This is a genomic window from Bartonella raoultii, assembly GCF_019659805.1.
Classification (GTDB): domain Bacteria; phylum Pseudomonadota; class Alphaproteobacteria; order Rhizobiales; family Rhizobiaceae; genus Bartonella; species Bartonella raoultii.
Genome location: NZ_JAIFRO010000002.1, coordinates 52,793 through 76,380, shown reverse-complemented (window position 1 = coordinate 76,380; position 23,588 = coordinate 52,793). Strand labels below are relative to the sequence as shown.

The window sequence follows — 23,588 nt, the reverse complement described above, 5'->3', positions numbered from 1 at the left end:
CATAATGAGAAAGCATTTTTCATATTCATTCCCATAATACTAAAATCTTTTACTAAAGATTCTTAATTTGTAAGGATAGTATCTGTCATATCTTCTACACACCTTTATTCCTAACAGCTTTATTGTTTAATATTTTTTTAACTAGCCTTTGAAGAGAACCAATATATTCCCTTTCTTAGCTATATATTTCTTAAATTTGTAAGACCATTTCTTCGCTTTTAAGTATATTGTCTTCTTAAGCCCTATCGCCTTCTTAAAAATGCAACTATCCAATGTTTTTCCTCTTCGGAGCAACAACAATGAAACTTTAGAAATTCTTTCTTTTCTTTTAAACAAAAACTCTGCTAAATATGAAAAGAGAGCGTTTAAAAATGTATCTAACAAAGGAGGGTAAATCAATGATAACATGTATTGTTAAGAGCCTAAGGAACTGTATATATAACAATACAGCTCACGCACAATCTTTTTTAAAAAAGATTGTCACAAATATTGCATGTGCTCTTATTTTTTCTTGTATTATAGCCTTACCTGCAGCTGCTCAACAACATAAACTCAACGATCAACAATATAAAATTGGAGATATAGAAATTCTTCATCCTTGGATGCGTGCAACACCCCAAGGCATCAAAGTTAGTAGTGGTTATCTTTATATAATTAACCATAGCAGCACTCCAGATCGATTGGTTTCTGTATCAACCGATGGAGTACAAACAACAGAAATTCATTCTATGTCTGTTGTTAATGATATTATGAAAATGGAAAAAATGCACAACGGCGTTGAAATTCCTGGAAATGGCGAAGTTACACTGAAACCTGGTGGTAATCACATCATGTTCATGGGGCTTTCACAACCATTCAAGCCGGGTGATAAAATCAACGCGAAATTAACATTTGAAAAAGCAGGAACTGTTGATATTAATTTCTCTGTGAAAGCTATAGGAGATGCATCACCTGTAAAATCAACACCTGTTCAATAAATTCTTGCATAACCATTTAATCAACGTTTTAACATCAATGAAGAGGTGTAAAAAAAATCACACTTCTTCATTTTAGTGTAACAAAAATGGAATGTAAAAAAATTTATCCTTTTTTAATTAAGCGTGCTCAATTTCAGGAATACGTAAAATTTGTCCAGAATAAATTTTATCAGGCGATTTTAACATCGGTTTGTTGGCTTCAAAAATGAATGTGTTTTTATGGCCTTGCCCCTTCCCATAAACTTCTTCAGCAATTTTCCAAAGATTATCACCCGATTTAACTTCATAAAAACGAGAAGCTTTCTCAGCTGCAGTATCTGTAATTTTTAATTGGTCAATATCAACAGAAGAAATACCCTGCGCATTACCAACTACTAAAAGTGCTTTTTCCAATGTTTCCCTATCTGGAACCTCACCACTCAAAACAGCTTTATCATTTTCAACCTGAATATTCACTTTTTCTGTGTCAAGTTGAAAACGATCAAATGCAGCTTTAAAATCTTTTTCTTCTGGTGCATGATCCCCAATACCAAGCTTTTCGCCAACTGCTTTAACAAAATTAAAAAATCCCATTGTAGCCTCCTTTTGTATAGTGGCAACAGTTTTTTGCACATATAACACTACACTCTGTTTTCTTTGCTCTTAAAACAGATAGGCAGATTTTCTAAACTTCAACCAGAAAAAAAGACTTGTTCAATTCTGAGACAGAAAAAATAATAATCTGAAACGGAGACGACAATAAACTTTAAAAAAAACATTTTCGTGAAAAATTTCTCTCAAGCAAAGGGATCTTAATACAAACAAAAGCATTATAAAATTGTAGAGGTAAAACAAGCTTTTATTCTCAAGAAAAAAGGTTTTTTACTCTGCTAAAGTTCACAGCACTTTTGTTTTGCAAAAAAAATGTGAACTCCCATATAAATACGTGGGTAATAGGTAACTTGCTGCTAAAGCAATAGAGGCAATAGAAAGGTATAAGAAGCCATGAAAGATACGCCAACAGTCACACAAACAATTGTACTTGTTGATGACGACCGCAATATTTTGACATCTTTATCTTTTGCGCTTGAAACAGAAGGCTATCGGGTTGAAAGCTATACAGATGGAGCATCTGCACTTAAAGGTCTCACACTACATCCTCCACATTTAGCTATTTTTGACATTAAAATGCCCCGAATGGATGGGATGGAACTTTTGCGCCGCTTGCGTCAAAAATCTGATATTCCAGTTATTTTTTTAACTTCTAAAGATGATGAAATTGATGAATTATTTGGTCTTAAAATGGGTGCTGACGATTTTATTACCAAACCTTTTTCTCAACGCCTTCTCATTGAACGTGTGAAAGCTATTCTACGCCGTTCTAATGCGCGTAATCAGCCTCTTGCAGTAGGAAGCTCACCTACTTCTTCTCTGAAACGTGGGGATCTTGTAATGGATCAAGAACGTCACACCTGTACTTGGAAAGATAAACCTGTTATTTTAACCGTTACGGAGTTTTTGATTCTACAAACTTTAGCACAAAGGCCAGGGGTTGTGAAAAGTCGTGATGCGTTAATGGATGCTGCTTATAGTGATCAAGTCTATGTCGATGACCGCACCATCGATAGTCACATTAAACGTTTGCGTAAAAAGTTTAAACAAGTGGATGATGATTTTGCAATGATTGAAACACTTTATGGTGTAGGTTATCGTTTTCATGAGGTATAAAACTTTTTTGTCGCAAAAGTTTAAATGGCGATTAAATAAATGACAAAAAACTCTCAACTGGAAACACTGCAAAAAAAGGTACCCAGCAGCATTTTCTCAATACCATTGCTTATGTTTGCACATTTCCATTTTCGAGCACAACGACTTCTTAGACAATTGCTTTTTTCCAGCCTTACACGTCGCATTGTCATTTTAAATATTGCAGCTCTTGCCATTCTTGTGACAGGTATTTTATATCTTAATCAGTTTCGTGATGGTTTGATTGAAGCAAAAATTAAAAGTTTATGCATCCAAGGAAAAATTATCGCAGGCGCTATTGCAGCCTCTGCAACAGTGGATACAAATTCTATCCTCATTGATCCTCAAAAACTTTTAGAATTACAAGCCGGAGAAAGCGTTACACCCGCACCTCAATCAACTGATTCTTGGGACTTCCCCATTAACCCTGAACAAATTGGTCCTCTTTTAAGACGTCTTCTTACGCCTAAAACGACAAGAGCACGCATCTATGATCGTGATGCAACTTTGCTTCTTGATTCACGGGTTCTCTATTCTAGTGGTGAAGTTTTCCGTTATGATTTGCCTCCACTTAAAACGGAACAAAGCTGGTGGGAGAAATTCTCTTCATGGTTTTCAAATACGTTTTATGGCAAAGGTCTTGCCATTGATAGAGAGCAAACAAAAAATGTTGGTATTGCTTATCCAGAGGTTTACCGTGCATTAAATGGTTCTCTTGCAACCGCCAAACGACGTAATCGACAAGGCCAACTTATTGTTTCTGTGGCTGTGCCTGTTCAGCGCTATCGTGCAGTAGTGGGAGCGCTACTACTTTCAACCACTGGATCAGATATTGATAATATCGTAAAAGGTGAAAGATTGGTTATTTTTAAAGTCTTTGCTGTTGTAGGCAGTGTGCTTTTGGTTCTTTCCCTTTTTTTAGCCCATACCATTGCTTATCCTTTAAGCAAATTGTCTGCCTCTGCCAATCGTGTGCGTAATGGCAATAATAAGCGCGTAGAAATTCCTGATTTTTCAATGCGTGAAGATGAAATTGGACATCTTTCGACTTCTATTCGTGATATGACAAATGCTCTTTATATGCGTATTGAAGCCATTGAACGTTTTGCTGCTGATGTAAGTCATGAATTAAAGAATCCTCTTACTTCGCTACGCAGTGCTGTCGAGACACTTCCCTTAGCAAAAAATGAAGAGGCACAAGAAAAGTTACTTGAAATTATTCAACATGATGTGCGTCGTCTTGATCGTCTCATTACTGATATTTCTGATGCTTCTAGGCTTGATGCAGAACTTGCACGTGAAACTGCAGAAATCGTTGATATGATACCACTTTTGGAAAATCTTGTTAATGCCGCTCAAGAAATATATCGGAGTACACAAACCATTGATATAAGTCTTAATGTTATTCCACGTCCTCATGGAAAAGCGTATCTTGTGTTAGGACATGAACTGCGTTTGGGCCAAGTTATTACCAATCTCATTGACAATGCACGTTCTTTCATTCCTCGAGATAATGGTAAAATTTGTATCACTATGAAGAGTTACGCTTCAACTATCATTTTAACCATTGAAGATAATGGCCCTGGTATTCGTTCAGAAAATATTGAACGCATTTTTGAACGTTTTTATACAGATCGACCAAATGAAGATACATTTGGACAAAATTCAGGACTTGGACTTTCTATTAGTCGACAAATCATTGAAGCGCATAATGGAACAATTACCGCTGAAAATATTATTGACCCTAAGCTTCAAGATAGTAAAATTGGTGCTCGTTTTACCATTGTCCTTCCTCTTGCTAAATAAACCTTTTACTCAAAGAAAAAGGCATGAAAACAAAAAATGAAATACTCCATGCAAATTGCCTCCAACTAGGAGGAAAAGGGCTGTTAATTATAGGTCCTTCTGGTTCAGGAAAATCAACCCTTACCCTTGCTTTACTCGAGCGTGCTGAATGGTCAAACCGTAAAGCAAAACTTATCAGTGATGATTATACCGTGCTTTGTGTAAAAAATGGAAAACTTTATGGATACACTCCAGAAGGCTTACAGGGAGGAATCGAAATTCGTGGTGCTGGACTTTATACAATAGAGTTTAAAAAACAGACAGCGATTAACTGCGTTATTCTTCTCGGTCCAGAATATGAACGCTTTTTTACAAATCAAACTTTTCAATTTGCAGATCTACACATTCCTCTTTTAAAGCTTCCTAGTCTTCGTGAAGCAGATTGCACAGCCATTTGTCAAGCCATTGAGGCATTCTTTTTTAGAAAAATATGGCGTAAATCAGTCTAATTTTTTTCTAAATATAAAAAATCACATTTTTTACTTTTTTTTGCAAATTTTGCTTGGCAGAAGAACAAAGCTTTGTAAAATACATTTCCTACCATATGATCAGATCCTTTAGTTAACAGGAGTTTGCATAAATGATTGGACTCGTGCTTGTAACGCACGGTGAATTGGCTGTTGAATTTCTACGCGCTGTAGAACATGTTCTTGGAACACAAGAAAAGTTTGCAACAATATGCATCTATCCCGATGATGATATAGATCAGCGTCGAAATGATATTATCGCTGCAGTTTCCTCTACAAATACAAATCATGGCGTGATTATATTAACAGATGTGTTTGGTGGAACACCTTCAAATATAGCAATTTCTGTTATTGAAAAAGGACGTATTGAAATGATTGCGGGTGTTAATTTACCTATGCTCATTAAACTCATTTCTATTCGCCAATGTCCTGATATTTCATTATCAAAGGCTTTAAGAATAGCACAAGAAGCAGGACGTAAATATATTAATGTACCAGTATAATTTTATAGCGGATAATGAAACACCGATGCTTTCCAAAAACCCTCTTCCATTTAAACTAAGTCGTCATTTCAATATCTGCAATAAACGTGGGCTGCATGCACGTGCTTCTGCAAAATTTGTTCAAACTGTTGAAAATTTCAACGCTATTGTTGAAGTTGAAAAAGATGGAAAAATCGTGGGCGGTTCATCGATTATGGGACTTATGATGTTAGCAGCTTCTTCTGGTTGCAATCTCACGATTCGTGTTTGGGGACCAGAAGCAACTGATGTTCTTAATGCTCTTGAAAAACTCATCAATAATAAATTTGGAGAAGAAAATTAAAATTCATTGTATGCAGATCCATGCTTATCCTTAAAATAAAGAAAGCTGCTTATTATTGTTCTCGATTTTTTATTCTTTTCTTTACCGGCATTGATATCATCAATTAAGAGACGTTACAGTGATCGCCCGCATAAATATTTACTAGCGATTGTATTGTACACAATATTTATGTTTGTTTTTGTTTCAAACTCTACCCAGTCAGTTTAAATATTTATTCCCTATTTCAACTGTTATCACAATTAAACCTTTGCGACGTATCTTTGTGATGAAACATATAGCAATATAGTTTTATCGTTATGATAATCATTCTCTGAATGATAAATATATTTTATGCATTTAACGCATCATAACAGAAAATATTTTTTAGACATAATTTTTCTAAATAATTGCCTTATCTTTCATGTTATACTGAACTCTTAATTAATCTACTGTTTTACTGACAGTGACATTTTTTATTATAAGAAAACACCCATGTCTCGTTTATTTAGTGCTCTTCAAATTCCTCAACAAACAACACAAGCACTTATATCGCTACAAGATGGTTTACCAAAAGCACAATGGATTAATCCACAGAATTTTCATGTCACATTGTCTTTTTTTGGTGAAGTTGAAAATTTCCTAGAAAATGAACTTATGCGTGCCTTTGAGACAATAAAACTTTCTTCTTTTATACTACAAACAAAGGGTTTTGAAGTTTTTGGTTCAAAAAATGCTCCACATTCTCTTGTTGTACGTATTGCCCCTTGTGAAGCTCTCAATCTTTTACATGAGCAGATGCAAACCATCCGGAACCGCTTAGGCTTTCCTGCTGAGGAAAGGCAATTCATACCCCATATCACTCTTGCGCGGCTACTTGATATAAATCCAAAAGATCTTCCTTTTTATCTATCTTCACGGGGGGATTTTTCGTTTGCTCCCTTTGAGATTAATCATTTTGTTTTACTGTTATCGCCCTCTCCCTCAAGCGATACCCTTTATAAAGTAAAAGGAAGCTGGATGCTTCAAAATAAAAGGGTGTAAAGACACCCTTAGATTGATAATATGTTTTTTGCAAAATATAAGGATAAACTACAATAAAGATCGCTATTTTAAGCCCTTTTTATAAAAGTATTATGCGGGCTTAGATTCAACTGGAGATTCTTTAGGAGCTTCTTTTGCTCCTCCTTTGGCCACACCCACTATCGCTGGACGCAAAACACGTTCACCAATAATGTAACCTGCTTGAACAACTTGCTGCACAGTGTTTTCAGGAACATCGGAATTAGGAATCTCAAACATTGCTTGATGAAAGTGAGGATCAAATTTTTGTCCCTCTGGATGAATTTTCTGCACACCATGACGTTCTAATGCTGCTATCATTGCACGTTCTGTCATTTCAACGCCCTCAGCTAATGTTTTCAAACCGGCATCATTTTCACGCGCACCTTCTGGAATAGCCTCCAATGCACGATTAAGATTATCAGAAACAGATAACATATCACGCGCAAAATTAGCAATTGAATAAGCCTTCGCATCCGCAACATCACGCGCAGTACGACGTCGAAGATTTTCCATATCGGCGGCAAGACGTAAAAGTTGACTTTTTAGTTCCTTGTTTTCATCTTGCAAAGCCACTAAGGGATCAATAGCCTCACTTTCTTCTTCTTCAAGGTCTGCGTGAACTTCTTCTTCATGTGTTTTTAAAAGTTCATCAGCAGCTTTTTTAAGTGTATCGCGATCAGATGGTTTTTTTAAATCGCAATTTTCCAATGAAGCGTCAGTAAATTTGTTTTTTTCATCAGACATAAAAATTCCATTCCTTCATAAGATTTGTTATTCTCGATATCAAAGTTTTACAAACAAAAATCAAGAGGTGTTTTTGTATCTTAATACAATGCGCATTTACAGTACAAATATTCATCTGCTCATTTTAACGCAATAATTGTGAGACGAGTTGCGCTGTGTAATCAACCATGGGTACAATCCTTGCATAATTAAGCCGTGTGGGTCCAATAACGCCTAAAGCACCAATGACTCTTTGTTGTGAATCACGATAAGGTGCCACAACTAAAGAGGAGCCAGAAAGCGAAAACAACTTATTCTCTGAACCAATAAAAATACGAACCCCTGAACCTTCATCCGTTAAATCGAGCAACTGCGCCATGCTTTCACGTGTTTCAAGATCATCAAACAAGTGTCGTAATCGCTCTAAATCTTCTTCTGCTTTTACATCTTCAAGCAAATTACTCCTCCCACGAACAATAAGATGTATTTTATGATCAGAGTCCTCACCTCCCCATACAGCAAGACCCGTTTCAACAAGATGATGGGACAAATGATCCAGCGCAGCTCGTGTTTCTAGGCATAAACGTGCAATTTCTTCTTTTGCTTCACTCAATGTGCGCCCCTGAATATGGGCATTGAGAAAATTGGTTGCTTCCGTCAATTGTGCATGGGTTACCCCTTCTGGTAAATGAACAATACGATTTTCAACCTCACCTTGTTGAGTTACTAAAACAGCAAGAGCATGTTCCCCATCAAGACGTACAAACTCAATATGTTTCAATGTCCCCTCATGTTTTGTTGCCAAAACAAGCCCTGCCCCACGTGAAAGATCTGAAAGAACACGACTTGCTTGGATGAGAAAATGTTCAACAGATTGTGCATGACCCGCTTCCTTGACTTGAGATTCAATATTTTCACGCTCCTCGTCTGGTAAATCACCTGCTTCCATAAATGCATCAACAAAAAAACGTAAACCTGATTGCGTCGGCATTCGCCCTGCCGATACATGCGGTGCATAAATCAAACCAAGATGTTCAAGATCACTCATCACATTGCGAATCGTTGCAGGCGATAATGTCTGTCGCAAAAGCCGTGAAAGATTACGAGACCCTACAGGCTCGCCATCATTAAGATAAGTTTCAACAATATGACGAAAAATATCACGCGAACGCTCATCAAGATATTTTAGCTCATTATCAATAGGTTTGTGCTTCATCACAATTAATTTACTACCTTAAAAACACTTTCTTCTTATATAAGTTTTGCCAAGGTTTGGTCAAATAATCTAAAGCAGTGAAAATACATTTTACATATTTATAATAAAAAATGCTATCCTTAAAAAGGAAGAGCCTTTTAGATGTCTTTCCCATCATTGTTCAATGCAAAAAAATTCTTTGAATGGAGTTTTCGTGTATAAAAAGCTATTTCCTTTTATTTTTGGAGAAATGTATATGAGAAGTATAGACAACAAACAACTCGTCATTGCTACACATAATACAGGTAAATTGCACGAAATTACCACTTTAGTGACGCCCTTCGGCTTAACCATACAATCTGCAAAAAAGCTAGGATTGCCTGAACCACAAGAAACAGGAACAACATTTGAAGAAAATGCCTATATCAAGGCTTTTGCAGCTGCAAAAAGTACAGGGATTCCTGCCCTTTCTGATGATTCAGGCTTGGAGGTCGATGCTTTTGGAGGTGCACCAGGTGTTTATACAGCGGATCTTGCTCTTCAGCCTGATGGTACCCGTAATTTTTCCAAAGCTATGCAAAAAATAGAAGATGAATTTCAAAAAATTGGAGCGCATAAAAAAAGCCAACGAAAAGGCCGTTTTATATCCGTTATTTGCATTGCATGGCCTGATGCTCATGCAGAATATTTTCGCGGACAGGTTGAAGGATCACTCATCTGGCCTCCGCGTGGAGATAAAGGCTTTGGCTTTGATGCTATTTTTCTACCAGATGGCTATGAAAAGACCTTTGGAGAAATGTCAACAGAGCAAAAACATGACTGGAAACTCGGTGATAAAACCCCCCTCTCACATCGTGCACGCGCTTTTAAACTTTTTGCAGAAAACCTTTTGGCTCTCTCATGAATGAAACTTTTGGAATTTACGTTCATTGGCCCTTCTGTGCTGCCAAATGTCCTTATTGTGATTTTAATTCACATGTTCGTATTCACGGTGTTGATCAACCCCGTTTTGTAAATGCCTTTGAACGTGAAATAAAAACGCAATATCATAAAATAGGTCCACGTCATGTTACAAGCATTTTTATCGGTGGCGGAACCCCCTCTCTTATGGAACCTCAGACTGTTGACAATTTATTGCAAGCAATTGCAAAAAAATGGACAATCGATAATAAAGTTGAAATTACACTAGAAGCCAACCCATCCAGTGTAGAAGCAGAGCGCTTTCGTGGATATCGCGCTGCAGGTGTTAATCGCTTATCTCTAGGTGTACAAGCACTCAATGATAAAGCGCTGCGAAAACTTGGCAGACTCCATGATGTAAAACAAGCTCTTCACGCTATTGCTTTAGCACGCGAAATCTTTCCACGTTTATCCTTTGATCTCATTTATGCACGCCCTGAACAAACACTTGAGCAATGGAAATATGAACTTGTTCAAGCTATTGATTTTGCCGTAGATCATCTTTCTCTTTATCAACTAACAATTGAAGAAGGAACAGCCTTTCAACGACTTCATACCGCAGGAAAACTCATCCTTCCTGCTTCAGAGCTTGCAGCAGATCTGTATCATCTTACCCAAGAAATCACCTCACAACATGGACTACCAGCTTACGAAATCTCAAACCATGCAATTCCTGGTGCTGAATCAGCACATAATCTTCTTTATTGGCGTTATCACGAATATGCCGGCTTTGGTCCAGGAGCACATGGGCGTTTTATGGAGTATTCACCAGAGAATTTTTCGATCTATTCACAAGAATCTCCCTCCCAAAATGAACCCCGTAAACGTTATGTTACAATAAATGAAAAATATCCTGAACATTGGCTCAATTTGGTAGAAACTACGGGACATGGCTGCATTGAAACAGAGCAATTGACCACCCTAGAACAGGCAGATGAAATGCTTCTTATGGGATTGCGCCTTTCAGAAGGATTGGATCTTGCGCGTTATGAAACCTTAAGCCCTAAAGGCCTACCAGTAGAAAAAATTATCGATTTACAACAAAAAGGGCTAGTAGAAATGAAAGGAAACCAACGCCTAAAAGCGACAAGTAAGGGACGAATCCTTCTTGACTACATCATAAACCAACTGGCAAACTAATATTTCCATCACTCTTATCTTTTACACATACAAACTACAATGCAACACTTTATAATGTGCATCATCGAGTAAAAGAATTTTCTAAAAAATCAATATTTCTTTACGCAAAAAAATCAATAATGAAGCGCTCATAAATAGAAGTAAGGGTTTCCATTGCATCAAGAGAAACACACTCATCCACCATATGCATCGTTTGCCCAGGTAGACCACATTCAATCACTGGACAATAATCTTTAATAAATCGTGCATCAGAAGTTCCTCCAGAAGTAGAACATTCTGGTCTATTTCCTGTTACACTTTCAATAGCTTTCAATAAAGTGTTAATAAGTTTATCATTTTTGGTTAAAAAAACATCCCCTAAACTTGGAATCCATTCAAGCTGATAATAAGGGTTTTGATCTTTATTGTTTTTTGATTGTACACAAGCAAGACGCTTTTCTATTTCTTTCATCAATGTCTCTTTTGTCCAAAGATCATTATAACGTATATTAAAGCGAATTATTGTCTGCTCTGGAATCATATTCACCGCAGGATTACCCGTATCAATGGTTGTCAATTCCAAATTACTAGGTTGGAAATTCTCTGTTCCTTTATCTAAAGCAGTTTGTGTTAAAGCCTGAATAAACTTACTTGCTAAAGGCAAAGGATTGGCTGCTCGCTCCGGAAAAGCTACATGACCTTGACGACCTTTTACAGTAATAATACCAGAAATTGATCCTCGACGGCCAATTTTGATTATATCACCAACAGCCTTTACACTTGTTGGTTCTCCTACAAGAGCTGCTGTCCATTTTTCACCTTTTTTTTCTGCCCATTTGAGAAGTTTTACTGTACCATTAAGCGCAGGCCCTTCTTCATCTCCTGTAATGAGAAGGCTAATTGTTCCTTTGATAAAGCATTTTTCAAGAACGCGAGCCAATGCTGCAATAAAACAAGCGATTCCGCCCTTCATATCAACAGCACCCCGCCCGTATAATTTTCCTTGATCTATGACAGCTTCAAAAGGAGGATAGGTCCAGCTTTCCAATGCACCTGGCGGCACAACATCCGTATGGCCCGCAAACATAAGATGAGGCCCTTTACTTCCTAATTTCGCATAAAGATTTTCAATACTATCTGTATTTGTATCTGAAAAAATGGGACGCTCAACATCAAAATCCATCTTTTTCAAAAAATATTCCAAGGTTGATAAAGCACCCGCTTCATGAGGTGTCACAGAAGGACAACGAATAAGATCCTGTAATATCTGAATTGGATCTGTAAGGACAGACATCACTACTCTTTCCATCTGAATTTAAAAGTTATCAGGAATGGAAACTATAAGCTACAGTACAAAAAAGATAAAGAAAAACATTGAAGACACTCAGCAAACCAAGCAGGGGAAGACAATCGTGCTGAGAGCTTCAATGGCTTCTTCATCAGAAATGACAAAGCATACCCATAACGGTATATTGAACAAAGAGTTCCCTTAAATATCGCCTTTATGGTAAACTTTTTATATCTCCAACTTATACGTGCTAAAATTAATTGCTTGCAACTTATAACCATTTTCTTTCAACCAAGTGCGATGCATTTTACTATTGGGGTAAAGTTTTTCACAAAGAGCCCAAAATTTTGGTCCATGATTCATTTCAATAAGGTGGGCAACTTCATGTGCTACAACATACTCAACAACTTCTTTTGGTGCCATAACAAGACGCCAAGAAAAAGAAAGCCGCCCCCATATCGAACAAGAACCCCAACGACTTTTCGTATCTTTATAACAAATTGATTTTACCTTACGTTCTACTTTATCTGCATAATATCCCACCAACGGTGTTATAACGAGTGCAGCCTGTTTTTTTAAAACCTCAGCAACACGTCTTGGTAAATATTCTAATTGACCATAAACAATAATTTGAGGCGCTTGTCCTACATTCTCTGCAACGATTTCTGTTATCCCACGTCCTGCTTTATGTTTTATGGTGTGCGCAACACCCAATAGAGGAATTGTCGCTCCCTCTTTGAGATACAAGTCTTCATGAGAAATTTGGATACGAGAAAGGCGTGCCTCAATCCAAGACCGGTGCTTTTCAATAAAATTTTGAACAGAACAAGAACTTATTGCTGGTGGCGTTGTTACACAAATTTCCCTTTTATGCGCATCAATACGTAATGTAAGGCGACGCGCATTTTTATGTTCCCGTACCCGTAAAGGTACAACGTGGTTAGAGAAAATAAAAGGCTGTTCATAAACAGTCATATATGACGTCTTTATTTTTTATAAATTTAATCTTTATTTTGCACGGATTCGGTCAATCAATGACCGCAAAGCCATTTCAAGAAGCTCCAAATCTTGTGGACGCGAAAAACGATGATCAGCGTCACGAACGAGTGTCAATGTCACATCATGTAAAGGCAAATGATTCAATAAAGTTAATGTATGCTGATAGGGTATCTTATTGTCTTCCATCCCTTGGAGAATGTGAATAGGACAGCCAACGTCAATGCATCCCTTCATCACGCAGTTATCTCTCCCATCTTCAATAAATGCTTTTGTAAAGGGCATCGGTTCATCATCATTATGCTCTATAAGTCGTTCAACACGCCCTTTTTCTTCCAAAATTTTCCGTTCTTCCGGCCTTAACTGTGGTTCTACTAATGTTTGTGTAAAATCAGGAGCTGGTGCAATTAAAATCATGCCCGCAAGCTTCTTATTTTTCTGTGCAAGCATCATAGCAAGCTTTAAAGCAATCCACCCCCCCATAGAGGAAGCAATTAAAACTTGTGATCCTTCACAATAGGTTTCAAAAACTGCTAAACTTTCCTTAACCCAACGTGAAATCGTTCCTTGGAAGAAATCACCTCCCGATTCTCCATGGCCAGAGTAATCAAAACGTAAACAAGACAAATCATTTTTTTGAGCAAAATGATCAACGAGTAGCGCTTTGTTTCCTAACATATTAGATTGATAACCAGAAAGCCATACTAAACCAGGAAAGCAATGACCTTTACGATGACGTACTGCAAGAGCGGTATCCTCAAAAGAAAAAAACTGACAAGAAATATCTGAGTCCATTTTTCTTTTCCTTCATAAAATAATCTCTTTTATAAAATAAAAACTTTTATACTTCAAATCACTTTCAAAAGTTATAAAGCAAATTATGAAAAACGTGAATTCTAGTTGTTTTTCTGTGCATAATTGTATATTAATGAGTTCTTTAGTGAATCAAAATAAGGAGCATAAGCCATTCGCAGACCATTTAAAATGACATCTACCCAAAAAGATGGGCCACGTTCAAATCAAGATATTCGGGTCCCTTGCGTTCAACTTATCAATGACGAAGGACAACATCAGGGGATTGTTACAACGCAAGAAGCTCTTGCTATGGCTGCAGATGTGGGGCTTGATTTGGTTGAAATTGTACCAAACGCTGATCCGCCGGTGTGTAAAATTATCGATTTGGGAAAATTGAAATATCAAACCCAAAAAAAAGCAGCTGAAGCGCGTAAAAAACAAAAAGTTATTGAAATTAAAGAGATTAAAATGCGTCCAAATGTGGATGTACATGATTATGAAGTGAAACTTAAAGCTGTTCATCGTTTTATTGATCATGGTGATAAAGTAAAAATTACTTTGCGTTTTCGTGGTCGTGAAATGGCACACCAAGATCTTGGCTTAAAACTTCTTCAACGTGTGAAAGAAGATACAAGTGCAATTGCTAAAATCGAATCGGAACCAAAACTTGAAGGTCGTCAAATGATGATGGTGATAGCACCGAAGTAGTTTTTTATTACACGCATATACAGTATTCAATTCATATAGAATTAAAGAAATAAATGCTTTTAAAAGCACCACAATAGAGTGTTGTGGTGCTTTTAGTTGTTGATTAATATTCCCTATCTTCTTCATAAATAAATGTCCTTCATAAAGAAGCTAAATGTTTTTAACATTATAATGCTTCAATCTTGCATAAAACAATGATAGAATATAGAGGCGCTCTATGGTTAAAAAACAAATTTCCTCTGTTGATAAACATCTTATTATTCGTCTTTTGCGAGAGAATTTTCACAAACATGCGCGTTGGTATAGTGCTGCAATTTTTTCAATGATCATTATTTCTGGTACAACTGCAGCCAGTGCATGGATTATACGTGATGTTGTCAATTACATTATTGATGCACAAAACTTGGGCATGATTATTTTGATTGCAAGTATCATTGCTTTCATGTTTATTCTCAAAGGAATTGCAACTTTTTCCCAAACTTATTTTCTAAGCAAAGCAGGTAACAGTATTATTGCCGAACAACAGCGCAAAATTTATGCACGCCTTATGGAACAGGGTGTTTCTTTTTATCACGATAACACCTCATCTGATCTTCTTGTCCGCGTCACTCACAATGCCACAGCAGCCCGTAATATTATTGATACCATTGTTACAACTTTTGTACGTGACTTACTCTCTGTTAGTGGTCTGTTACTTGTTATGTTCATTCAAAATCTTGCATTAATTATCATTACCTTAATTGTAGGACCACTCGTTTTTTTAAGCATTCGAATGGCTTTAAAACGTATTCGCCGTCTTATGGAAAAAGAGCTTCTTTCACTTGGTAAAATTATCAAAATTGTACAAGAAAGTGCCATTGGGATTCGCGTTATCAAAGCTTTTTCACTAGAAGAAATCATGAAAAAGCGTATGGACAAAGCCATTTGTGATGTTGAAAAACAAGCAAATCATATTGCAAGGCTTGAAGCTATTACGAGTCCGATTATGGAAACACTTGCTGGTGTTGCCATTGCGGGTATTATTTGCTTTTCCGGCTACCTTGCAAACCAACGTGCAGGTGCTCAAGGTGAATTGATGTCCTTTATTGTTGCTTTGCTTCTCGCTTATGAGCCTGCAAAAAGACTTGCAAATGTACGTGTTAAAATTGAATCTGGTTTAGTTAATATCCGTACAATGTTTGAAATACTTGATCGTCCCCTCACAGTTATAGAGCATGGAGAAGCTAAAGATTTAGAAAAAACACAAGGATCTATTTGTTTTGAAAATGTTTCTTTCGCATATACAGACAATCAAATGGTATTAAAAGATATCAATTTCGAAATAGAACCTGGAAAAATGACAGCTTTGGTAGGACCATCCGGTTCAGGAAAGTCAACTCTTATCAATCTTATTATGCGTCTTTATGACCCAACACAAGGGCGTATCTTAATCAATGGTCAAGATATCCGCTATATTACATTTCGCTCTCTTAGAAATCTTATGGCTTACGTAGGGCAAGATACTTTTCTTTTTCAAGGAACCGTCCAATATAATATTGGGCTTGGAAAAGAAAATGCCTGTCAAAACGATATCATCAAAGCAGCAAAAGCAGCTAATGCTCATGACTTTATTATGGATTTACCAAATGGATATAATACAGAAATAGGTGACAATGGTAATAATCTTTCAGGTGGACAAAAACAACGGCTTGCTATCGCAAGAGCAATGATTCATGACAGTGAAATTCTCATCCTTGATGAAGCAACAAGTGCCTTAGATTCACACACAGAAGAACAAATTAATGAAGCCCTTCATCACCTCACAAAAGGACGTACAACTATTGTCATTGCGCATCGACTTTCAACAATTGCACGTGCACATAAAATTGTGGTCATAAAAAATGGTCAATTAATTGAACAAGGCACCCAAAAAGAATTGTTAGAAAAGGAAAATAGTTTTTACAAAAAACTGCATAATCTCCAATTTAAAAAGCACACATCTTAAACAATGAGAACTTAAAAACTTTAACCCTTAATAGTCTCTTTCATAAAAGAGGCCAATACTAGAGTTTTTTTCATTTCCTATGGCACCTTTAGCTTTAAGATGACGTGAAACATCCAAATTAATTGTTCCTTTTGTCGTTCCATCTGATCCTGCTTCGAAACCTAAATAAATATTGTTACGTATATAACGTCCAACGCGTAAACCCGTATTACCCTTTTCATCAACAATAACATCAAGATCATCAAGACCAATTTTAGTCCGTAAAGTATTTAACAAAGATGTATTAGGAGCGCCTGCAAGATCTGCTACTGCTGCTGCAAGCTGTGCAATTTGAAATGGTGACAACTCATTAAGAGAGCGATTAAAAATCAAACGCGCCAAAACCTCATCCTGTGGTAACTTTGGCTGTGAAGAAAAATTAACATCTAGATTATCAATTGTTCCACTGACAGTTACCGTAACATGAATATCGCCACTGTTATTGTGCGTTACAAAATAAACTGTAGGATTAAGATTACCGCTAAAACTTGCCTGTCCTTGATCAAAATTAAGACGTTGTGAAAGAATATCAAAACGTCCACGAATCATCTCAAACTCACCAACTGGATGAACATCATTCCATGGTCCTGTGAGGTTAATGCGCCCTCCCAACTCAGCATCTAAACCACGACCACGTACAAAAAACTGATTATGCGCAGTAATACGCATATCAAACCGTACAATAGAAGAAGGCTTTTGAGAAACACTACGATTTTGATAAGACTTTTTAACCTCAGCACGTTCAAGTGTCTTTTGAATCGATTTGGTTAAATTTTTATTTTTAATATCAAGAAATTTTGTATTTTGAAAATGATTAGGAACAAAAATTTCAGCTTTTTCAACGAGGATATTACCACCAATAACAAGATCATTCAAAAAAGAACCCTCCATTGTCATATCCCCTGACAATGTTGCAAAAATCATTGATCCATCATTATAATTGGCATGATCAAGATGAAGGACTAAATCTGCCTGTAGATCATTGGTAATGCGCCCCTCAGCAGACAGAGCCCCCCCATTTGATGAAGAAGCAGAAGCACGCTCTATAAAAATATGGTCGCCATTTAGTTTGCCCTCAAGCGTTATATTATTTAATCCCAAATTTGTTTTTGAATCAAAAAAACTGCCATTGTTTATAGAAAAATTCCCTGTTAACTGTGGTTGAGATAATGGACCATTAAGAGCAGTATCAATGTTTGCTGTACCTGTTATATGTGCCCCACGCTTTGCTAATAAAAGATCAACAAATACAAGAGGCATTGTCCCTTTTAAGTTTAGCTTAACCTCTGAGCTTTTTAAAGAAATAGGCCCATTTATAGAGAAATTTAAGCCTTTATCTCCTGTTGCTATCATATGCTCAATATGCAATGTCGAATTTTTGTAAAAACCGCGCGCATTCATATCAACTGGCATAAGCCCTTTATATGTCATAACCGTAAGATTTTGACTTAAAAGTGTAAAATGAGCAGAAGGATCTTTTACTGTTCCACCAACATCAATTTTGCCTCTTACCATTCCTTCAAGCACTTTTCCATCAATCAAATTATTGACCAAATGCGCAGATAAATTCTGTACATTAACGTGCAAATCAAGTTTGTTTTTATCCAAAGAGATATTACCCTTTGCTTGCGCATGGACTCCTTCACCTATTAAATCTGCATCCAAAGTAAGAGTTTGATTTACCGTTTTGCCTGTTGCAGAAAGTAAAAAAGGCATTATTTTTTTATCTTGAAGAGCAATGCTTGTTACATTCTCGCCCTTTATATCATAAGTAACATTGGGGTTTTTTAAATGACCGCCAATCATAACTTGTCCTGTTAAAGTACCGGAAACACCAAGATTAGGCTTCCATAGATTGGCTAAAGCAGCAGGAAAAGCATTCATTGTAAGATGTAGATTAAGAGTATCTTTAACGTTTCCGGCAAGCATAATCCTACCCCCATTAACCGCAACGTCTAATGCATTAATTGTCAGTCCATTTTTATCAAAAACAAGTGTTGCCCATTTAGGCAATGTCGCATGAAAATTATCTTGTTTAATATCTACAGTTTCAATCTGTACTTCTCTCTTGATACCTTCTGGGAGCTCTACTACCTTTACATGACCTGAAAGCTGTGCATTTGTATTATTATGCAACATCGCTTGGACAGAAAAACCCGTTTGTCCATGATCATTTTTCAGCTGAGCATTTAAATGATTAATCATCATTAAAGGTGTTTGGATATGCTCTGCATTGATTACACCCTCAAACTGTATCACACCAAAAGGGTCAAATATATCAGCTTCTATTGTCAACTTTTTAATTTTATTCTTTGCAAAATTCAAATGGTCAATATGCGCTTTCACATTCGTTTTTTGTTTGCCATTTTGTTCATCAAAAACAAAATCTCCTTTTATTTTTCCACTACCATTTTGTAACAATAATGCAGAAAGTACTGAAATATCATCAGCATCAATATGCAAAGCGCCTTTTATCCTACCCCCAAGTGTTTGAGAAAGATTGCCCGTTATTTTTGCATCTCCCCCTTTTATATCGATATCTTTAATCTTTCGAAGCTCATTAGAATTTTTAAAAGATGCAAATAAATGTAATGGCTTTTTAGCAAAAGTTCCTTCACCTTCTATAGAACCCGTTAAAGACATAACAGGTGTAGTATTATCCATAAGTGATTGAATCGTAAATGTTGTATTTTGTAATTTTTTTCCTACTAAAAACGCCTCAGCGACATGAGCACGTGTATTTAATTTTATAAGGCTATTATGTCCTCTTGCAATACTTCGAATTGTAAGCGCACCCTTTAATCGCGGATCCAATTTGGCAAGATCAGATATTTGAGCATATAAATCCATTTTAGCTTTTTCACCTGAAAAATGGCCATCTGCTTTTATCTGTACATATTGATTTTTTAAATCAATATGACGCAAAATCAAATCTTCTCTATTCCAAGCAGCACCACCTGAAAGAATAAGATTGCCTTTGAATAGATGATTGAAAGGTTGTGGGCCTAATTTTATATTATCAGCTATTCCTGATAATTCGAGATCAAAAATGCCACTTATTAACCCGATTTTCCCTTTCGCTTTAAGATCTGCACTACCAGAAAGCGGTTGTTTACTAAAGAGCTCTAAAGGCGCCAAGGTCTGTGCTTTTAAGCCAAGATTACCTTTAAAAATAAAATGCTCTATTTTTCCTTTTAACCAAGCAGAAAACCCCTGCGCTGTAACACTAAAATCATGAATTAAAATTGGTTTACTAGAAACAATATCCGAATCCAAATGTACATGAACTGTTTGATTTAAATTTTTTTCTACTGCGTCTTTCGTCTTTCTAAATCCCTGCAACATTCCTTTCACTTGGATACCAACATGACGAGAAGCTGCATTATCAAGATTTTCACTCACTCCCCCCATATCAAAGACTGCATCACGAATATGCATATTTTTATTGCTCAAATGATGAGCAACAAGCCGCCCCTTCCAAGACTGTTGTCCTTCACGTCCATAGTCAATAGTTAAAGTAAGATTATCTACACGAATTGGTGCTTTTGATTGTGATAAATGAACAGCTTCCTTTTCTTTATCAAAAGCCATTTGGCCATCAACAAAAAGCCGGCGCAAAAATTTATCCGCTGTTATTTCAGCATTAGCAACAACATTGATTTCTTTACCTTGAAGGACCACACGATCGACATATGTTATACCTTCTTTTGTTATCCTTGCATCTGTTTCCAGCTTTATATCCGATTCGAAAAAGCTACGATATTGAAGAGGTATTAAAGAGCTAAGTGTGCCCATCAGTTTCGTAGAAAAACTGTATCCTTCTGAAATACTGGCAAAAACAACGCTTCCATTTAAAACAGAGTGGCGATCAGCTTCTAAAGAAAGCTTAACAACCAAATTATCAAAAGTACCCTCCCCTTTAATAGAAAGGTTTAACGAAGGATGCTTTTCAATGTTTAAAATATGCGCCAAAACACCGTTTTGCGGTTCATCAGCAAGAATGTCAATTTTAGCTGTACGATTGCTCTTGGAGATCTTTGTTAAAATAGAAAAAGAGCCTTGTGCATCTAAGCGATGTGCTTCTACATCAATATCAACATCATCATGCGCCAAAGTGAGACGTCCCTTTAAAGACACATCAGCAGAGAAATCTAAGAGCTGTTCTTCAAAAGCAATATGTTGCGCTTCAAGCATTTTTATAGAAATGGCAAGTGGTAGTTTTGGTAAAGAAAATTTACCCTCTTCAAGAGAACTTCTAAGAGAGGAATCACCCTGTGGTTTGCGTAAAAACGTAACTTGTTCTACCGAAAGGTGATTAATATCCATGCGCCCTCTTAGCAATGCTAAGCGATTCCAATCCATTTTAGCATTGGTCATTTTCAGCCAAACACCTTTTTTATCACTGACAGTGATGGCATCTATTGACATTTGAGAAGATAGCGCTCCTTGCACATTATATAAACGAACCTGATGACTTGGCGTTGAAAGTTTACGTTCAATTAAAGCAACAAACCATGAATGGGTATTTGTCATTCCTTCCTTAGAAGAAAGACCTTCTTTTTGTGCAAAAACAAAAGCACTTACAAAAAGAAAAAAGAATCCAAAAAAGAAAGCCAATAAACGCATAATCTTTGTCATTAAAACGCTTGCCCTATACCCACATAAAATCCAATACGAGGATCACCCTTTTGCCGTTTAAGAGGAAAAGCTAAATCAACCCGTAAAGGACCAAGACCTGTCATATAGCGCCCCCCAATACCAGCGCCCCATTTTACTTTTTGAGAAAAATCAAAACGTACCTTTTTCCCTACAACGCCTCCATCAATAAAACCGACAACTCCTATTTTATCATTTAAAGCAAAACGTAATTCTGCAGCACCTTCAACAAGTGATCGCCCACCAACAACTGTATTATTTTCTGTTTTGATACCAATATTGCGATAAGCATAACCGCGAACAGATCCACCGCCACCCGCAAAAAAAAGCATATCTGAAGGAACTTGTGCTGCTTCACTCCCCAAAATTGCACCAAGTTTTGCCCGTGCTGCAAAAATAAAACGATTCTTTTCATCCAGTGCCCAATAAGAAGAGCCTTCTACAGTCATTTTTTCAACGAAATTATTAAAACGCATTTCATAAAAAGGCTCAATAACCGCTTTACCATACAAACCTTTCGTCGCATTAAATTTATTATCACGACTATCGTAAATTAAATGACTGGGAAATCCAATTGTTGTGAATTTACGATTTCCAAAATAAATATCGTGCGAATAACCATTAGAAACTTCTACAGAAACTTGTCCTGATAGATTATTATTGAAGATATGCGTAACGCCTAATTTTCCTCTTATGGCTTTTATTGTATAATTGTCTAGAACATCTTGTTGCATTTTCAACTCAGCTCTAAAATCTGTATCAGGTGTGAATATCCCCGGTTTTATAAATGTGCTGCCTAAAAGATAATTAAAATTTTTAAAATTATAGGATTGCTTTTTACGGCTACCAATATCGCTTATTTTTGCTTCAATTTTCAAGTGTTCTGCATGACCAAAAAGATTGTTATGCATCCAATAAGTTTCAAAACCTGCACCATCTAATGTTGAATAACTACCACCTATACCAAAACGACGTGGCTTACGTTCCTCTACAATAAATGTAAGTGGTAAACTGCCATCTGGTTTAATTTTATCATCCTCACGTATATTGATAGCACGAAAAACATTAAGCCGAGCAAGTCTTTCACTTGCCTTAGCCAATGAATCAGGGTTATATTTTTGACCTGGTTGCAATCCTGTCATCCAAGCAATATATGCTGAATCTACATGTGGTTTTTTACTGATATTGCGCACATTTACAGGGCCGTAATAGGCTTTTTGCCCAAGATCAACTATAATATTCCCATCGACAATGCGCCTTGCATGATCAGCAATCATCTCACTTTTCATAATTTTAGCTTTAGCATAACCTTGCCGCCGCCATCCTTCAAGCGCCCATTTTTCTGCTTTCAAAATAGTTTCAGATTTGGCAACATCCCCAACTTTATAACCTAATTCTTCAATTGTAGGCATTCTATGCGTTTTAGATTTGACTGAAGGGGCAACTTTATTAATATCTGCAATATTAAAAACATATTGCGGGCCAGCATCAATCGTAATAACAATATGAGATTGGGCTGGAAGTTGTGTTACAGGACTTAAATCCGCAACTTCTAAACCATTAATCTTAATACTAATAACACTCCCATAGCGCCCATCAGCATAAAGAGCAGAAAGAATTGCCCTATAATCTGAACGGGCTTTAGCCAATAAACCAGAAGAGCTCGATAATGCTTTATCCTGATCAGCAACAAGAGAAGATGCAGACTTAACGATTTTAATACCTTCTGATGGTGCACCCCGTGGTGTAACAACATCAACTTTATAAAATTTTTCTCTACCACCTTTATGTGAAGAAGTATTTGTTTTCTTTTGACCAAAAGGAATACCGAAAATCTCAAATGCTGCAAGTGACTGTGGAAAAGAAAAGACAGAACACACGCCTATAATTACACTAAATATGGTTCCTGACTTTAACAAAACTCTTGCCTGGTGTACCATTAAATCAGATACCTTTAATACACTACACTAAATTACTTTTATTATAAATAACATCGAACAAAAAAGATAAAGATGCTTATTGCTCATATTTTCACGTTTGATTATATCAAATCACATTCTTTGATGAAGACACTCTACATTACCCTCCCCCAACATTCACGCAATCTTGCACTACTGTGCATATCAATAAATAATTTCACTCCTTTTTCTCTAACATATTCATTTAGCGCATTATAAGTTTTTATTATATCACATTTAATCATGGTTAAATTTGTGCAAATTACTCTCCATGAAAGTGTAGAAAT

19 protein-coding genes are annotated in these 23,588 nt (G+C 36.5%); 11 read left to right on the top strand and 8 right to left on the bottom strand.

Annotated elements, in window-relative coordinates; all coding sequences use genetic code 11:
• Positions 1-398: 398 nt before the first annotated feature.
• Positions 399-977, top strand: a complete 579-nt coding sequence (locus K3248_RS01725; RefSeq protein ID WP_220716645.1) for a copper chaperone PCu(A)C — start codon at positions 399-401, stop codon at positions 975-977.
• A gap of 117 nt (positions 978-1,094) precedes the next feature.
• Here the strand turns inward: K3248_RS01725 and lysM are convergent, their stop codons facing one another.
• Positions 1,095-1,550: a peptidoglycan-binding protein LysM gene (gene lysM / locus K3248_RS01720; RefSeq protein ID WP_220716644.1), complete on the bottom strand. Its 456-nt coding sequence runs from the start codon at positions 1,548-1,550 to the stop codon at positions 1,095-1,097.
• Between the two features lie 411 nt (positions 1,551-1,961).
• On the opposite strand from lysM, the gene K3248_RS01715 reads away from it, so the two are divergent.
• The 6 genes from K3248_RS01715 (at position 1,962) to thpR (ending at position 6,859) form a co-directional block, all read left to right on the top strand.
• Positions 1,962-2,684 carry a response regulator transcription factor gene (locus tag K3248_RS01715; RefSeq protein WP_220716643.1) on the top strand — a complete coding sequence of 241 codons (723 nt, stop codon included), beginning with the start codon at positions 1,962-1,964 and terminating at the stop codon, positions 2,682-2,684.
• Positions 2,685-2,723: 39 nt separating this feature from the next.
• Positions 2,724-4,508, top strand: coding sequence for a sensor histidine kinase (locus K3248_RS01710; protein ID WP_220716642.1), 1,785 nt, complete (start codon positions 2,724-2,726; stop codon positions 4,506-4,508).
• A gap of 23 nt (positions 4,509-4,531) precedes the next feature.
• Complete coding sequence (locus tag K3248_RS01705) at positions 4,532-4,996, top strand: HPr kinase/phosphatase C-terminal domain-containing protein (RefSeq protein WP_220716641.1); 465 nt, start codon at positions 4,532-4,534, stop codon at positions 4,994-4,996.
• Between the two features lie 131 nt (positions 4,997-5,127).
• Complete coding sequence (locus tag K3248_RS01700) at positions 5,128-5,517, top strand: PTS sugar transporter subunit IIA (protein WP_220716640.1); 390 nt, start codon at positions 5,128-5,130, stop codon at positions 5,515-5,517.
• 25 nt (positions 5,518-5,542) lie between these two features.
• A complete protein-coding gene (locus K3248_RS01695) occupies positions 5,543-5,839 on the top strand; it encodes an HPr family phosphocarrier protein (RefSeq protein ID WP_220716639.1) in 297 nt (98 codons plus the stop codon).
• A 471-nt stretch (positions 5,840-6,310) separates the two neighbouring features.
• A complete protein-coding gene (gene thpR / locus K3248_RS01690) occupies positions 6,311-6,859 on the top strand; it encodes an RNA 2',3'-cyclic phosphodiesterase (RefSeq protein WP_220716638.1) in 549 nt (182 codons plus the stop codon).
• 90 nt (positions 6,860-6,949) lie between these two features.
• On the opposite strand, the gene grpE is transcribed toward thpR, so the two are convergent.
• Together grpE and hrcA are read right to left on the bottom strand one after the other, a co-directional pair.
• Positions 6,950-7,624 carry a nucleotide exchange factor GrpE gene (gene grpE, locus K3248_RS01685; protein ID WP_220716637.1) on the bottom strand — a complete coding sequence of 225 codons (675 nt, stop codon included), beginning with the start codon at positions 7,622-7,624 and terminating at the stop codon, positions 6,950-6,952.
• Between the two features lie 124 nt (positions 7,625-7,748).
• The gene (hrcA, locus tag K3248_RS01680; RefSeq protein ID WP_220716636.1) at positions 7,749-8,819 is read right to left on the bottom strand and encodes a heat-inducible transcriptional repressor HrcA; all 1,071 of its coding nucleotides are present in this window, start codon (positions 8,817-8,819) and stop codon (positions 7,749-7,751) included.
• A gap of 235 nt (positions 8,820-9,054) precedes the next feature.
• On the opposite strand from hrcA, the gene rdgB reads away from it, so the two are divergent.
• On the top strand, positions 9,055-9,702 hold the full coding sequence (gene rdgB / locus K3248_RS01675; RefSeq protein ID WP_220716635.1) for an RdgB/HAM1 family non-canonical purine NTP pyrophosphatase: 648 nt from the start codon (positions 9,055-9,057) through the stop codon (positions 9,700-9,702).
• Positions 9,699-10,898 (top strand): radical SAM family heme chaperone HemW, encoded by a 1,200-nt coding sequence (gene hemW / locus K3248_RS01670; RefSeq protein WP_220716634.1) that lies wholly within the window; start codon positions 9,699-9,701, stop codon positions 10,896-10,898. Before rdgB ends, hemW begins: the two co-directional genes overlap by 4 nt.
• A 100-nt stretch (positions 10,899-10,998) precedes the next feature.
• Here hemW and dapE read toward each other — a convergent pair whose 3' ends face one another.
• The 3 genes from dapE to K3248_RS01655 all read right to left on the bottom strand — a co-directional run bounded on the left by dapE (position 10,999) and on the right by K3248_RS01655 (position 13,956).
• The gene (dapE, locus tag K3248_RS01665; protein ID WP_220716633.1) at positions 10,999-12,171 is read right to left on the bottom strand and encodes a succinyl-diaminopimelate desuccinylase; all 1,173 of its coding nucleotides are present in this window, start codon (positions 12,169-12,171) and stop codon (positions 10,999-11,001) included.
• 222 nt (positions 12,172-12,393) lie between these two features.
• On the bottom strand, positions 12,394-13,140 hold the full coding sequence (locus tag K3248_RS01660) for a M48 family metallopeptidase (RefSeq protein WP_220716632.1): 747 nt from the start codon (positions 13,138-13,140) through the stop codon (positions 12,394-12,396).
• 33 nt (positions 13,141-13,173) lie between these two features.
• Positions 13,174-13,956, bottom strand: coding sequence for an alpha/beta hydrolase (locus K3248_RS01655; protein ID WP_220716631.1), 783 nt, complete (start codon positions 13,954-13,956; stop codon positions 13,174-13,176).
• A gap of 189 nt (positions 13,957-14,145) precedes the next feature.
• Between K3248_RS01655 and infC the strand changes: the two genes are divergently transcribed.
• Both infC and K3248_RS01645 read left to right on the top strand, forming a co-directional pair.
• Complete coding sequence (gene infC, locus K3248_RS01650) at positions 14,146-14,664, top strand: translation initiation factor IF-3 (protein ID WP_220716630.1); 519 nt, start codon at positions 14,146-14,148, stop codon at positions 14,662-14,664.
• Positions 14,665-14,881: 217 nt separating this feature from the next.
• Positions 14,882-16,648 (top strand): ABC transporter ATP-binding protein, encoded by a 1,767-nt coding sequence (locus K3248_RS01645; RefSeq protein ID WP_220716629.1) that lies wholly within the window; start codon positions 14,882-14,884, stop codon positions 16,646-16,648.
• 27 nt (positions 16,649-16,675) lie between these two features.
• Here K3248_RS01645 and K3248_RS01640 read toward each other — a convergent pair whose 3' ends face one another.
• Positions 16,676-21,325 carry a translocation/assembly module TamB domain-containing protein gene (locus K3248_RS01640; protein WP_220716628.1) on the bottom strand — a complete coding sequence of 1,550 codons (4,650 nt, stop codon included), beginning with the start codon at positions 21,323-21,325 and terminating at the stop codon, positions 16,676-16,678.
• Positions 21,325-23,283 carry an autotransporter assembly complex protein TamA gene (locus K3248_RS01635; protein ID WP_220716627.1) on the bottom strand — a complete coding sequence of 653 codons (1,959 nt, stop codon included), beginning with the start codon at positions 23,281-23,283 and terminating at the stop codon, positions 21,325-21,327. Before K3248_RS01635 ends, K3248_RS01640 begins: the two co-directional genes overlap by 1 nt.
• Between the last annotated feature and the right edge of the window lie 305 nt (positions 23,284-23,588).

What these genes read in the sequence shown, in the direction of transcription:
- K3248_RS01725 (WP_220716645.1), top strand. Translation starts at nt 399, where the DNA reads ATGATAACATGTATTGTTAAGAGCCTAAGGAACTGTATATATAACAAT.
- lysM (WP_220716644.1), bottom strand. Translation starts at nt 1,550, where the DNA reads ATGGGATTTTTTAATTTTGTTAAAGCAGTTGGCGAAAAGCTTGGTATT.
- K3248_RS01715 (WP_220716643.1), top strand. Translation starts at nt 1,962, where the DNA reads ATGAAAGATACGCCAACAGTCACACAAACAATTGTACTTGTTGATGAC.
- K3248_RS01710 (WP_220716642.1), top strand. Translation starts at nt 2,724, where the DNA reads ATGACAAAAAACTCTCAACTGGAAACACTGCAAAAAAAGGTACCCAGC.
- K3248_RS01705 (WP_220716641.1), top strand. Translation starts at nt 4,532, where the DNA reads ATGAAAACAAAAAATGAAATACTCCATGCAAATTGCCTCCAACTAGGA.
- K3248_RS01700 (WP_220716640.1), top strand. Translation starts at nt 5,128, where the DNA reads ATGATTGGACTCGTGCTTGTAACGCACGGTGAATTGGCTGTTGAATTT.
- K3248_RS01695 (WP_220716639.1), top strand. Translation starts at nt 5,543, where the DNA reads ATGCTTTCCAAAAACCCTCTTCCATTTAAACTAAGTCGTCATTTCAAT.
- thpR (WP_220716638.1), top strand. Translation starts at nt 6,311, where the DNA reads ATGTCTCGTTTATTTAGTGCTCTTCAAATTCCTCAACAAACAACACAA.
- grpE (WP_220716637.1), bottom strand. Translation starts at nt 7,624, where the DNA reads ATGTCTGATGAAAAAAACAAATTTACTGACGCTTCATTGGAAAATTGC.
- hrcA (WP_220716636.1), bottom strand. Translation starts at nt 8,819, where the DNA reads ATGAAGCACAAACCTATTGATAATGAGCTAAAATATCTTGATGAGCGT.
- rdgB (WP_220716635.1), top strand. Translation starts at nt 9,055, where the DNA reads ATGAGAAGTATAGACAACAAACAACTCGTCATTGCTACACATAATACA.
- hemW (WP_220716634.1), top strand. Translation starts at nt 9,699, where the DNA reads ATGAATGAAACTTTTGGAATTTACGTTCATTGGCCCTTCTGTGCTGCC.
- dapE (WP_220716633.1), bottom strand. Translation starts at nt 12,171, where the DNA reads ATGTCTGTCCTTACAGATCCAATTCAGATATTACAGGATCTTATTCGT.
- K3248_RS01660 (WP_220716632.1), bottom strand. Translation starts at nt 13,140, where the DNA reads ATGACTGTTTATGAACAGCCTTTTATTTTCTCTAACCACGTTGTACCT.
- K3248_RS01655 (WP_220716631.1), bottom strand. Translation starts at nt 13,956, where the DNA reads ATGGACTCAGATATTTCTTGTCAGTTTTTTTCTTTTGAGGATACCGCT.
- infC (WP_220716630.1), top strand. Translation starts at nt 14,146, where the DNA reads ATGACATCTACCCAAAAAGATGGGCCACGTTCAAATCAAGATATTCGG.
- K3248_RS01645 (WP_220716629.1), top strand. Translation starts at nt 14,882, where the DNA reads ATGGTTAAAAAACAAATTTCCTCTGTTGATAAACATCTTATTATTCGT.
- K3248_RS01640 (WP_220716628.1), bottom strand. Translation starts at nt 21,325, where the DNA reads ATGACAAAGATTATGCGTTTATTGGCTTTCTTTTTTGGATTCTTTTTT.
- K3248_RS01635 (WP_220716627.1), bottom strand. Translation starts at nt 23,283, where the DNA reads ATGGTACACCAGGCAAGAGTTTTGTTAAAGTCAGGAACCATATTTAGT.